Annotated in this window: 10 protein-coding genes and 1 rRNA gene; 4 read left to right on the top strand and 7 right to left on the bottom strand. The window is 54.2% G+C overall.

Annotated features, from left to right (window positions below; all coding sequences use genetic code 11):
* Both rrf and GM298_RS15190 read left to right on the top strand, forming a co-directional pair.
* A 5S ribosomal RNA gene (rrf, locus tag GM298_RS15195) occupies positions 1–115 on the top strand.
* Between the two features lie 210 nt (positions 116–325).
* Entirely contained in the window at positions 326–1,621 is a 1,296-nt protein-coding gene (locus tag GM298_RS15190; protein WP_025757620.1) for an MFS transporter, read from the top strand.
* On the opposite strand, the gene GM298_RS15185 is transcribed toward GM298_RS15190, so the two are convergent.
* From GM298_RS15185 to trxC, 5 genes are all read right to left on the bottom strand, one after another.
* Positions 1,618–1,941, bottom strand: a complete 324-nt coding sequence (locus tag GM298_RS15185) for a YfiM family lipoprotein (RefSeq protein ID WP_025757621.1) — start codon at positions 1,939–1,941, stop codon at positions 1,618–1,620. The genes GM298_RS15190 and GM298_RS15185 overlap by 4 nt on opposite strands.
* Positions 1,942–1,985: 44 nt before the next feature.
* A complete protein-coding gene (gene pssA, locus GM298_RS15180) occupies positions 1,986–3,341 on the bottom strand; it encodes a CDP-diacylglycerol--serine O-phosphatidyltransferase (protein ID WP_025757622.1) in 1,356 nt (451 codons plus the stop codon).
* A 110-nt stretch (positions 3,342–3,451) separates the two neighbouring features.
* Complete coding sequence (locus GM298_RS15170; RefSeq protein ID WP_266154387.1) at positions 3,452–6,115, bottom strand: bifunctional acetate--CoA ligase family protein/GNAT family N-acetyltransferase; 2,664 nt, start codon at positions 6,113–6,115, stop codon at positions 3,452–3,454.
* Between the two features lie 35 nt (positions 6,116–6,150).
* The gene (locus GM298_RS15165) at positions 6,151–6,849 is read right to left on the bottom strand and encodes a tRNA-uridine aminocarboxypropyltransferase (RefSeq protein WP_266154385.1); all 699 of its coding nucleotides are present in this window, start codon (positions 6,847–6,849) and stop codon (positions 6,151–6,153) included.
* A 69-nt stretch (positions 6,850–6,918) separates the two neighbouring features.
* The gene (gene trxC, locus GM298_RS15160) at positions 6,919–7,338 is read right to left on the bottom strand and encodes a thioredoxin TrxC (RefSeq protein WP_025757627.1); all 420 of its coding nucleotides are present in this window, start codon (positions 7,336–7,338) and stop codon (positions 6,919–6,921) included.
* A 204-nt stretch (positions 7,339–7,542) separates the two neighbouring features.
* Here trxC and GM298_RS15155 point away from each other — a divergent pair, with 204 nt between their 5' ends.
* Entirely contained in the window at positions 7,543–8,628 is a 1,086-nt protein-coding gene (locus tag GM298_RS15155; RefSeq protein WP_025757629.1) for a tRNA/rRNA methyltransferase, read from the top strand.
* Positions 8,629–8,667: 39 nt separating this feature from the next.
* Here GM298_RS15155 and ung read toward each other — a convergent pair whose 3' ends face one another.
* Positions 8,668–9,357 carry a uracil-DNA glycosylase gene (gene ung, locus GM298_RS15150; protein ID WP_045284613.1) on the bottom strand — a complete coding sequence of 230 codons (690 nt, stop codon included), beginning with the start codon at positions 9,355–9,357 and terminating at the stop codon, positions 8,668–8,670.
* Positions 9,358–9,671: 314 nt separating this feature from the next.
* On the opposite strand from ung, the gene grcA reads away from it, so the two are divergent.
* On the top strand, positions 9,672–10,055 hold the full coding sequence (gene grcA / locus GM298_RS15145) for an autonomous glycyl radical cofactor GrcA (RefSeq protein ID WP_008502190.1): 384 nt from the start codon (positions 9,672–9,674) through the stop codon (positions 10,053–10,055).
* Positions 10,056–10,104: 49 nt separating this feature from the next.
* Here grcA and srmB read toward each other — a convergent pair whose 3' ends face one another.
* Positions 10,105–11,433, bottom strand: a complete 1,329-nt coding sequence (srmB, locus tag GM298_RS15140; RefSeq protein ID WP_126800299.1) for an ATP-dependent RNA helicase SrmB — start codon at positions 11,431–11,433, stop codon at positions 10,105–10,107.
* Positions 11,434–11,564: the final 131 nt, after the last annotated feature.

Below are 11,564 nucleotides of genomic sequence, written 5' to 3'. Positions count from 1 at the left end.
CTGGCGGCTTTAGCGCGGTGGTCCCACCTGACCCCATGCCGAACTCAGAAGTGAAACGCCGTAGCGCCGATGGTAGTGTGGGGTCTCCCCATGTGAGAGTAGGGAACTGCCAGGCATCAATTTAGAAGAACCCCGTACCGTAAGGTGCGGGGTTTTTTGCTTTTGTTTTTACTGCTCTGGCCTTTCTCTTAATCCCTTATCCTGCTAATGGAATGTGTGATCTTTGTCTCAATGTTATTTATAACAAAATTATAACATTTCATTTACGAGGTAATTGAGTTTCAGGACTCAATACGCCGTAGTCTATGGCAGGAGCATAATCACAATGACAGAAAGCATTACATCAAACGGGACGCTGGCTAACAGTGATACCCGAAGAAGGGTATGGGCCATCGTCAGCGCCTCTTCAGGGAACCTGGTTGAATGGTTCGACTTTTATGTCTACTCATTCTGTTCACTCTATTTCGCTCATATTTTCTTCCCATCCGGCAACACCACTACGCAACTCCTACAAACGGCGGGTGTATTTGCTGCAGGATTCTTAATGCGACCCATTGGTGGCTGGTTGTTCGGCCGCATTGCGGATCGTCGGGGACGTAAGGCCTCCATGCTGATTTCGGTCTGTATGATGTGTTTTGGCTCTCTGGTGATTGCCTGCTTACCGGGCTATGAATCGATTGGTACCTGGGCACCGGCGCTACTTTTACTGGCCCGCTTATTTCAGGGATTATCAGTGGGGGGCGAATACGGTACCAGTGCGACCTACATGAGTGAGATTGCGCTGGAAGGCCGGAAAGGCTTTTACGCCTCATTCCAGTATGTCACGCTGATTGGAGGTCAACTGCTGGCCATTCTTGTGGTGGTGATCCTGCAGCAGATCCTGACGGATGAACAGCTTCACACCTGGGGCTGGCGGATCCCGTTCGCAATGGGAGCCGCGCTGGCGATCGTTGCACTTTGGCTACGCCGTCAGTTAGATGAAACTTCTCAGAAAGAGGTCAGGACGTTGAAGGAAGCGGGAACGTTTAAAGGATTATGGCGTAACCGCAAAGCTTTTCTTATGGTGCTGGGCTTTACTGCAGGGGGCTCTCTCAGTTTTTACACGTTTACCACCTATATGCAAAAGTACCTGGTGAACACCACCGGGATGCACGCCAACGTTGCCAGCGTTGTCATGACTGTAGCGCTGTTTGTCTTTATGCTCATACAACCAATCATCGGGGCGCTCTCGGACAAAATTGGCCGACGAACGTCAATGCTTGTTTTTGGCGGATTATCAGCGCTCTGTACCGTTCCTGTTTTGACTGCCCTTCAGCATGTCTCCTCGCCGTATGCCGCATTTGCGCTGGTTATGCTGGCGCTGGTGATTGTCAGTTTCTACACCTCGATCAGCGGGATACTGAAAGCCGAAATGTTCCCGGCGCAGGTCCGTGCTTTAGGGGTAGGGCTCTCTTATGCGGTCGCCAACGCGTTGTTTGGCGGATCGGCGGAGTATGTTGCGTTGTCTTTTAAATCATGGGGAAGCGAAACGACATTCTTCTGGTACGTAACGGGAATGGGGGCGCTGGCCTTTATTGTCTCTCTGATGTTGCATCGCAAAGGGAAAGGCATTCGACTTTAATAGTGTGCCATCTGCCACACGGCATAGCCGGTCGTTGCGCCAGCGACGTCCCAGGCGAAATCTTTCCAGCTCCAGCCGCTCCCAGCGGGGCGGCTATCCCACAGCTCTTTTGACGCCCCAAGACCGATGGAGAACATCAGCCCAATCGTCGCGCTCCGATCCCGGCTGTATCCCTGATGTTGCGCATACTCATTACCGGCGGCGGACAGCATAGCGGAAGCGAGAAAATGTTGTGCTTTATCCTGTCCGGACCAGTTATCGTTGGCCATATGGCTACAGCCACTCAGTAAGATCACGCTCAGCAACAGAGGAATACGCATCAACGGGCTCCATAAAAAAGCCCTGCGATGGCAGGGCCTGGATATTACAGAATACGGCTGATAAGTCGGTCGATACGGATTCGACGTAAGCGGCGAATAAGCTTGCGAACTTTCACCGGATAATCGGCAATACTCTGCAGTTCGCGGTAGTGATTCACCACGGTTGTATGCGTGCGAATCAGTTCCAGCTCACGTTCACGCTTTGCGGCTAACTCATGCTGAGGGTCATGGATCAGGATAGCGTTTTCCAGATCCAGTCGCCACGCGCGTGGGTTCAGGTTGTTACCTGTCAGCAGCATCCACTCATCGTCGACCCACATGCCTTTCAGGTGGTAACTGTTGTCTTCATCTTTCCAGAGACGCACAACCAGTTGGTCGGTATTAACGTAGTATTGTAAACGGCTCAGGAAACGGCGCAGGTTAATCTCATAGAGATAAGGCAGCGCACCGATAATTTTGAACGGTTGATCTTCAGGAATGAAGAAGTCGTTTGCGGTTTTATCACCGACGATAATTTCCACTTTTTTGCCGTCGCGCAGTAGCTGAATGATATTGCGCACCAGCACGGCAGGAAGGTTGAAGTACGGCGTACAAATGGTGAGTTTCTGCTCCGCGCAAGGCATCAGATGGAAGATCGTTTTGTTCAGCTGGCTGGATTTACCGAGCCCGACCAGCGGGGTAACGGATAACTCTTCGTTGTTTGCATCACCCTGGAAATGATAGACCGCATCACGCAGCTCCTGACGGAAGGCGCGAACATCATTTTTGATCTCCGGGCTTTTAGGACGCTCAGGATCGTCAAGACGATTAACGCCACGGCCATGGACCAGATTTTTATCAACCCAGTTAAACATGATATCGGCCATCTGCGGATTGCGAATCAGATGGTAACGGTCGTAGCGATACTTATCGAGCTGATGCAGGTAAACATCATTCAGACTGGCGCCGCTGTAAAGCACGCTGTCATCGATGATAAAGCCCTTGAAATGAAGGACGCCGAGCGCCTCACGGGTATTAACTGGCACGCCATAAACAGGCACATCAACGCCAGGATTTTCCTGCGCCGTGCGGCAATACCAGTCAGCATTGGTGTTTGAAGCGGCAGCACCAATACGGCCTCGCTGAGCGCGATGCCAGTCCACCAGCACGCGAACATCCAGCTCTGGACGCTGACGTTTGGCTTCATAAAGTGCGTTCAGGATCGCACGCCCGCCTTCATCTTGTTCAAGATACAGCGCCACAATGCAAATGCGTCGCGTGGCACTGGCAATCTTTTCCAGAAGCGTCTCCCGAAAATGCGCAGGAGCGTAAAAGAACTCTACATCATCAACTGACTGAGAAATCTTCGGTAGTTGAGCAAGGTGTTGTTGATGTTTATTACGCTTAAATTTTGACAACATCACAGTGCGTTTCTTCTCTGTTCATTGAAGGGTTGTTTGTACCATGCAAACAACATAAGCGGACAATGATACCACCAGTCCCGTCCAAAGTGGGTAACATTTCCAGTAGCTTACTCGTGTTTGTCTGCTGATGTCAGGCTCAGGGACAGAGCAACAATACCTTCGTCCAGCTGAATATCAACATCAAATCCAAGTTTTCGCGCCAGGGTCACCATACCGCGATTGTTAGGCATAGTAATGCCATTGAGACGTAACAATCCGTGATCTCGCGTATAACTGATGAGTTTTTCCAGCAGCCGTCTTCCCAGCCCCAGACCTTTGAGGTCGGAGCGTACCAGTACAGCAAACTCTGCATCCACGTTATCCGGGTCAGAAATAGCACGCGTAACGCCGAGGATCTCATCCCCTTTATCGGAGCGACGAACGGCCACAAACGCCATTTCTCGATCGTAGTCGATCTGGGTCATATTGGCTAAATCATCGTGGGTAAATTCGTTGATTTCGCTAAAATAGCGATAATAAAGATCCTCTTTCGTGACCTGAGAGATAAAGGCCCGCAGCTGGGGTTCATCTTCCGGAAGAATAGGGCGGAACAGCGAACGTTCTCCATTTTTCATCTCTACCCACTCCTCCAGTTGCAGAGGATACGGACGGATTGCCAGGCGGCTCTCGCTGTCTCCTTCAAATGGCGCGATATCCAGCGTCACGTCCAGCGCCGTAAACTCATTGCCGGAGGCAAGGAGTGGGTGGATATCCAGCCGCTGGATCTCGACGCAATCTACAATCAGGTTAGACACCTGGACCAGGAACTGACTTAGCCCGGCAATATCGAGCGGACGCAGCGCACTCCGGCCACGGATCTTTTTGCTTTTAATCGCCTGAATGATCAAATAGCGCGCCAGATTCATGTTCAGCGGCGGTAACGCCACCACGGCTTGCTCTTCCGGACGCCACTCAACGCCGCCTTCTCCCAACATGATCAGCGGGCCAAACACGGGGTCGTGTTCAACCACGACCCGCAATTCCTGAGCCCCTGCGCGGTTAGCCATGCTTTGCACTAGCAGTCCGTGGATCCTGGCCTGCGGCCAGGCCATTTTGACACGGTCGAAAATGGCATCTGCAGCCTGTTGTACCTCTGTCGCCGTGCGCAGGTATAACATAACCCCCTGAACATCGGACTTATGCGGAATATCCGGGGAGCGCAGCTTCAGGGCCACCGGATAGCCAATCTGCTCGGCAATGTGTACTGCCTCAGCGCTGTCGCTGGCGATCCAGGTCGGCAGGGTTTGCATGCCGTAACTACCCAGAATGGGCTGAACTTCATGCGTATCAAGTGACGTCGCTCCCTCTTCGATAGCCTGCTGCAACAGGCGGTGAACGTCGACGGTATTCGCCGTCAGATTACCGGGCAGCGCCGGCGTTTCACGCAGCTGTTTCTGGTTGCGGCGATATTCCACCATGTGCATAAACGCGGTGATGGTGCCTTCCGGTGTACGGTAGGTTGGCAGCCCGGCTTCGCTGAACAAGCGTCGCGCCTCCTGAGAGGAAAACTCGCCGCACCAGTTGGTGAGCAGGGTGACATATTTGCCTCGCGGATGAGTACGCACGGCATCAATAAGCGCCCGCGCGCTTTCACTGCCCGGTGCGACCGCGCTGGGGGAGTGGATAATCATCAGCGCATCGAAATCCTGGCTGTCCAGCAAAATGGAGATAGCGCTGATATAGCGCTCGCTGCTGGCGTCATCGCGCAAATCAAGCGGGTTGCCGGGCGTCACGCTGGTCGGAAGCGCCTCTCCCAGGCGCTGCAGCGTCTCTTCACTCAGGGTTGCCAGCTTGCCGAAGCGGCGCCACAGTTCATCCAGCGCAAGCGCGGCAGGCGCGGCGCCGTTACTGACAATCATTAACTTCTCGCCGCGCAGCGGGCGCATATGGCTTAACGTTTCAACGGCGGAAAACAGCTCGTGCGTATCCTGTACCCGCAGCAAACCCGCGCGCTGAATGGCTGCATCCCAGGCGGGATCCATACCGGAATGGGAATGCAGCAGACGCTGGGCCGCAGGGCTGCGACCGCTTTTGATCACCAGGATCGGCTTATTGCGCGACGCACTTCGCGAAGCCGATACAAAGCGACGGGCGTCGCTAAGATGCTCAAGATAAAGCAGGATCGCACTGGTTTTGCTGTCTCGTGCGAGAAAATCCAGCAGTTCATCAACGTCGATATCCAGGCTATCGCCGAGGGCAATGAAGTAGGAAAATCCCATTTCACGCTGCTGCGCCCAGTCGAGAATGGTGTTTGATACCGCAGCCGACTGCGAAATAAACGCGAGCTTGCCTTTGCGGATCGGTACCGGAGAGAAGCTGGCATTCAGCCCCTGCCAGGGGGCGAGCAGGCCCAGACTGTTTGGCCCAAGAATGCGCATCTGATAGCGGCTGGCGCAGGCCAGAAGTTCGCTTTTTTGCTCAGGGGGAGACGAGAGAATAATGCAGGTTTTACATCCCTTCTTGCCGAGTGATTCCAGCAGTTCCGGATTTCGCTTCGCATTGGTACAGAGTACGGCAAGATCGGGGACGAAAGGCAGGCTTTGCACATCGGGCCAGGCCAGTACGCCCTGAACCGCTTTATAAGCCGGCGTGACGGGCATGACGGGGCCATTAAATCCACCGGCCAGCAGGTTACGCATCATCAGATAGCCTGCACGATCCGGTTTCATTGATGCGCCGATGACGGCAATGGATTTAGGACGAAGTAGCGCTTCTAACCCTCGCTGGCTCATGCAGGCCTCCTGTGAATGCAAGCGACCTGATGATTTTAAACGCTTTCTGGCTCTGTTGCTGTGACACTGCCCTTATGAACGGTTTTTCCCGCCAGATAGTGCTCCCGGAAACGTGAGAAATGGTTGCCCAGGGCGCCTGCCGCCGCGGTATCTCCCGCTAAATCCAGAAGCGCAATCGCCACTTCGGCGGTGCAGTATTGCCCGTCAGCATGCGCTTCACGCAGCCGGTAGGCGGAGACGCGGGAAAGATCGACAGAAATCACCGGCAGGGCGTCGAGGTAAGGGCTCTTACGAAACATTTTCCGCGCTTCGGTCCAGGTGCCGTCGAGCATGATAAACAGCGGCGGCTTCCCGGATGGCGGTACCGAAAGCACCTGGCGATCGGCCCCTGCATAAGAGGCGGGGAAAACGACCATCGGCTGATAGTCCGGGCTTGCCACCAGGTCGAGCAGGGCCTGAGGGGGTTCTGTACGGGACCACTGAAACGCGGCGGTATTAGGCAGAATATCGGCGATAAGACGTCCCGTATTGCTGGGTTTCATCGGCTCGGTATCGAACATGACCAGACAAAAACGACTCTCTGCCGTACCCGGGACCAGCGTCTCACACAGACAAACCTTCAGCGGTAACAGGCAGCGCTGACAGCGACGAATACGATTGCCGCGGGCAAGAAAGGGGCGAGTCGCGCGGGCAAGGCGTTCGGCGCGTAATTGAAGAACAGCGTTATTTGTCATGGGCGAAATGGAGGAAAAACCCTATTTTCGCAGAGGCGGGAACGGGGCACAAGATGTGCCCCTTGAATGTTACAGTGATTCGTTAAGCCAGCTATCAAACGGAGCTTTTGGTACCGCACCGTTGAGCATGTCGACCACTTCACCCTTTTTGAAGATCATAATGGTCGGAATGCTGCGGATCTGAAAACGCGCGCTAAGCTCACGCTCCGCCTCAGTATTGACCTTAACAAAGCGCATTTTACCGCTGCGCTCTTCGGCGACATCTTCAAAGATTGGCGCGAAGTTTCGGCACGGGCCGCACCATGGTGCCCAGAAATCGACCACCACAGGGAGATCGTCCTTGAGGAGTTTGTCCAGCGTAGCACCCGTCGCGTTAATGACATCGCCATCAAACAATTCATGGCCACAACGTCCGCATTTCGCACCATCTTCGATCCGATCGTCCGGAATGCGATTAAGAGCCTGACAGTTGGCACATACGGTATTCATAACTAACCTCTGATAGAGCCGTGGGACAGCGGCAGTGCGCCGATTATGTTTCCAATATGTTACATATTATCAGTGAGGCTGTTTGAAACAACAATGCGTTTTATTCAATGAGAACAATAGTCACAGGCTTTTGTACGAAATTATGGCTATGCGCTGGCACATCGGGTAATCTGCGCGCTTCGCGCAGCGCTGGTGGAGAAAAGCATGAACGACGAAATGAAAAACAAAAGCGGCAAGGTCAAAGTGATGTATGTCCGCAGTGATGATGACTCTGATAAACGCACCCAAAATCCGCGTACCGGAAAAGGTGGCGGGCGTCCGGCGTCTTCTCGTGCAGACGGTGGCCGTCGCCCCGCCCGCGATGACAGAAACAACCGCGGTGATGACCGCAAACGTGATGACCGTAAACGTGACGATCGCAAACGCGATGACTTCTCACGTGATAACGCCTCCCCGTGGCGCACCGTTTCGCGCGCGCCGGGTGACGAGACGCCAGAAAAAGCCGATCACGGCGGTATCAGCGGTAAAAGCTTTATCGACCCGGAAGTGCTGCGTCGTCAGCGTGCGGAAGAGACCCGCGTATATGGCGAGAACGCCTGCCAGGCGCTGTTCCAGAGCCGTCCTGAGTGTATCGTCCGCGCCTGGTTTATCCAGAGCGTAACCCCGCGCTTTAAAGAAGCGCTGCGCTGGATGGCTGCAAACCGTAAAGCTTACCACGTGGTTGATGATGCCGAACTGACCAAAGCGTCAGGAACCGAGCACCACGGCGGCGTTTGCTTCCTGATCAAAAAACGTAACGGCACAACCGTTCAGCAGTGGGTCAGCCAGGCGGATGCCGATGACTGCGTGCTGGCGCTGGAAGATGTCGGCAACCCGCACAACCTGGGTGCAATGATGCGCAGTTGCGCGCACTTTGGCGTGAAAGGCGTGCTGCTGCAGGATGCTGCGCTGCTGGAATCCGGCGCCGCGATCCGTACTGCCGAAGGCGGAGCCGAGCACGTTCAGCCGATCACCGGCGACAGCGTTCTGGATGCCCTGGAGCAGTTCCGTAAAGCGGGTTATTCCATTGTCACGACGTCGAGCCATGCCGGAACGCCGCTGTTTAAAGCGACACTGCCGCGTAAAATGGTTCTGGTGCTGGGGCAGGAGCGCGATGGTCTGTCTGACGCGGCGCTCTCCAGCGCGGATCTGAGCGTTTCTATCGACGGGACAGGTAATGTGGAAAGTCTGAACGTGTCCGTTGCGACCGGCGTACTGCTGGCCGAATGGTGGCGTCAGAATAAGGCATAAGCCTCTTATGTGCCGGGTCAGCCCCGGCACATTCAAACCTTACTCGCTTTCTGCCGGCAAGACAGGCATCCAGTCAATCGGCGTTTCGCCACGTTTTTCCAGCCATTCATTCGCCAGAACAAAATGATTACAGCCAAAGAAGCCGCGATGTGCAGACAGCGGTGACGGATGCGGTGCTTTCAGGACATGATGACGCTGACGGTCGATGATCGCCCCTTTCTTCTGCGCATGCGATCCCCAAAGTAAAAAAACCACCCCTTCACGATGCTCATTGATAAGGCTGATGACTTTATCGGTGAACGTTTCCCAGCCCAGGCTGGCGTGCGAGTGCGCCTGGCCCGCTCTTACGGTGAGCACGGTGTTTAATAACAGCACGCCCTGGCGCGCCCAGCTTTCCAGGTAACCGTGCGTGGGGCGGGTAAACCCGGGCACGGTTCCCTCAAGCTCTTTATACATATTGAGCAGAGAAGGGGGGATAGCTACGCCTGGACGTACGGAAAACGCCAGCCCGTGCGCCTGGCCCGGACCATGGTAGGGATCCTGGCCAAGGATAACGACTTTAACATCGCTCAGCTCGGTATAGCGAAACGCGTTGAAAACATCCTTCTGCGGAGGATAAATCGTCTGGCCAGATTGTCGCTCTGCCGCAACGGTACTGAGGGTGTTAATAAAGTAGGGTTTCTGTTTCTCTTCTGCCAGCACATCGTGCCATGTCAACGGGGTGGTCATCTCGCTCTCCTGCGGATCTCAATCTGCGTCTAGCTTAACCGTTATAGTCGCGGGTGCAAAATCAGAGGCGGAAAATAGGCGTAAGTTACTCAATTTGTGTTGAAATTATGCGTTATAAGTTGAATTGGTAAGGTCGTAAAATTGATCTAAAACAATAAATTCAGACCACACTCTTTGTGTGGTTGGTGTTTTTGTTGATTTAAATCAATAAATCACCGGAGTGTGAATGATATATATACACACAAGAAACAATGGTTTTACCAATTGGCCGCGCGAGGCCGGCATCAGTTAATGTAGCCTAAGGGAGGCAACACATGATTACAGGTATCCAGATTACTAAAGCTGCAAATGACGATCTGCTCAACTCTTTCTGGCTGCTGGACAGCGAGAAAAACGAAGCGCGCTGCGTCGTCGCGAAAGCAGGTTTTGCTGAAGACGAAATCGTGCCAGTGAGCAAACTGGGCGAGATCGAGTACCGTGAAATCCCAATGGAAGTGAAACCGGAAGTACGCGTGGAAGGGGGGCAACACCTGAACGTTAACGTGCTGCGCCGCGAAACGCTGATGGACGCGGTTGAGCATCCGGAGAAGTATCCACAGCTGACCATTCGCGTGTCCGGCTATGCTGTGCGTTTTAACTCTCTCACCCCAGAGCAGCAGCGCGACGTTATCGCGCGTACCTTTACTGAAAGCCTGTAATGGCTTCAGGCTGGGTGGAATAAAAAAGCCGGGATTCCCCGGCTTTTTTTTACTCTTCTGTTTTTGGCTCTGTCGCGGCTGCGCTTGGCTTACGGCGCTTACCAATATTTTTGGTATCGCGGTGGCGCTGTTTCACGCGCGGCTTCTCTTTTTCTTTCTCTTTTCGCTCAGCACGTTTCGCGAGTGCTTTCTTGGACGGTTTACCCGTCATCTTCTCACTCGGCGCACGTGTGGTCGGGCGGAGCTCGTCGATGACGCGCGCTTTCAGCGGCTCATCAACATAGCGGCCAATTTTCTTCAGCAGCAGGTAGTCATGAGCCTCGACCAGTGAAATCGCAATACCTTTGCGACCCGCGCGGCCGGTACGACCAATACGATGCAGATAGGTATCTCCGCTGCGCGGCATATCGAAGTTAATGACGTGGCTGACGTCCGGGATGTCGATCCCGCGTGCGGCAACGTCGGTGGCAACCAGCACGTTAACACGGCCATCGGTCAGGCGCTTAATGCCTTCGGTACGCTTGATCTGCGCCATCTCGCCTTCAAGATAGCAGTTGTTGATGCCGGCATTACGCAGCATTTCAGCCAGCTCGTGTACACGCTCGCGCTTACGCACGAACACGATGGTACGGGTAGCTTCTTCCTGCTTCAGCAGGTGCTTAAGCAACGCCACCTTGTGCTCGAGATTGTCTGCGCGGTAGTACCACTGGTGGATCTTCTTACGCTCGCGTGTGGAAGGCGTGGCAGACACTTCAACCGGATCATCCAGCAGACGCTCTGCGAAATCATTAATTGCTTCCCCTTCGAGGGTGGCAGAGAACAGCATCGTCTGGTTACGCCAGCGCGTCTCACCGGCAATGTGCTCGATATCCTGGGCAAAGCCCATGTCCAGCATGCGGTCGGCTTCATCAAGAATCAGCGTTTCAACCGCGCGGCAGTCGAAGTTCTCTTCTTTGATGTACTGCAGCAGACGGCCCGTCGTCGCCACGACGATGTCCTGGTTTTCGCTGAACACTTCGGCGTGGTTCATGTACGCAACGCCGCCAGTGATGGTGGCAATATCCAGATGCGTATTCGCCGCGAGTTCACGCGCGTGATCGGCAACCTGCATAGCCAGTTCGCGCGTAGGCGTCAGGATTAAAATACGCGGCGGGCCAGATTTTTTACGTGGAAAATCGAGCAGATGCTGCAACACAGGCAGCAAATAGGCTGCTGTCTTCCCCGTGCCGGTTGGCGCAGAACCGAGCACATCGCGGCCCTCAAGCGCAGGCGGAATGGCCGCTGCCTGAATGGCGGTCGGGCGTGTAAAGCCTTTGCTCTCAAGGGCATTGAGCAGGCTTTCATCGAGTTCAAGTTCGGAAAAAGTCGTTACAGTCATGTTCTACCTCTGTGTGGGGCGCTGATTATAGACGTTACGGCTGTAATCTTCATCTGTTTGTATGGATATCGCTTTCCGGCCACTTCGCTTTCCCCTATGCTACTCCAGTTTCACTTAGAAGGTTGCCCTGA

Origin of the sequence: Enterobacter sp. HSTU-ASh6, from assembly GCF_026319105.1 — a bacterium.
In the GTDB taxonomy this organism is placed as follows: Bacteria; Pseudomonadota; Gammaproteobacteria; order Enterobacterales; family Enterobacteriaceae; genus Enterobacter; species Enterobacter sichuanensis.
The sequence above is the reverse complement of the archived record's forward strand: the minus strand, read 5'-3'. Positions and strand labels throughout refer to the sequence as shown.

What these genes read in the sequence shown, in the direction of transcription:
- GM298_RS15190 (WP_025757620.1), top strand. Translation starts at nt 326, where the DNA reads ATGACAGAAAGCATTACATCAAACGGGACGCTGGCTAACAGTGATACC.
- GM298_RS15185 (WP_025757621.1), bottom strand. Translation starts at nt 1,941, where the DNA reads ATGCGTATTCCTCTGTTGCTGAGCGTGATCTTACTGAGTGGCTGTAGC.
- pssA (WP_025757622.1), bottom strand. Translation starts at nt 3,341, where the DNA reads ATGTTGTCAAAATTTAAGCGTAATAAACATCAACAACACCTTGCTCAA.
- GM298_RS15170 (WP_266154387.1), bottom strand. Translation starts at nt 6,115, where the DNA reads ATGAGCCAGCGAGGGTTAGAAGCGCTACTTCGTCCTAAATCCATTGCC.
- GM298_RS15165 (WP_266154385.1), bottom strand. Translation starts at nt 6,849, where the DNA reads ATGACAAATAACGCTGTTCTTCAATTACGCGCCGAACGCCTTGCCCGC.
- trxC (WP_025757627.1), bottom strand. Translation starts at nt 7,338, where the DNA reads ATGAATACCGTATGTGCCAACTGTCAGGCTCTTAATCGCATTCCGGAC.
- GM298_RS15155 (WP_025757629.1), top strand. Translation starts at nt 7,543, where the DNA reads ATGAACGACGAAATGAAAAACAAAAGCGGCAAGGTCAAAGTGATGTAT.
- ung (WP_045284613.1), bottom strand. Translation starts at nt 9,357, where the DNA reads ATGACCACCCCGTTGACATGGCACGATGTGCTGGCAGAAGAGAAACAG.
- grcA (WP_008502190.1), top strand. Translation starts at nt 9,672, where the DNA reads ATGATTACAGGTATCCAGATTACTAAAGCTGCAAATGACGATCTGCTC.
- srmB (WP_126800299.1), bottom strand. Translation starts at nt 11,433, where the DNA reads ATGACTGTAACGACTTTTTCCGAACTTGAACTCGATGAAAGCCTGCTC.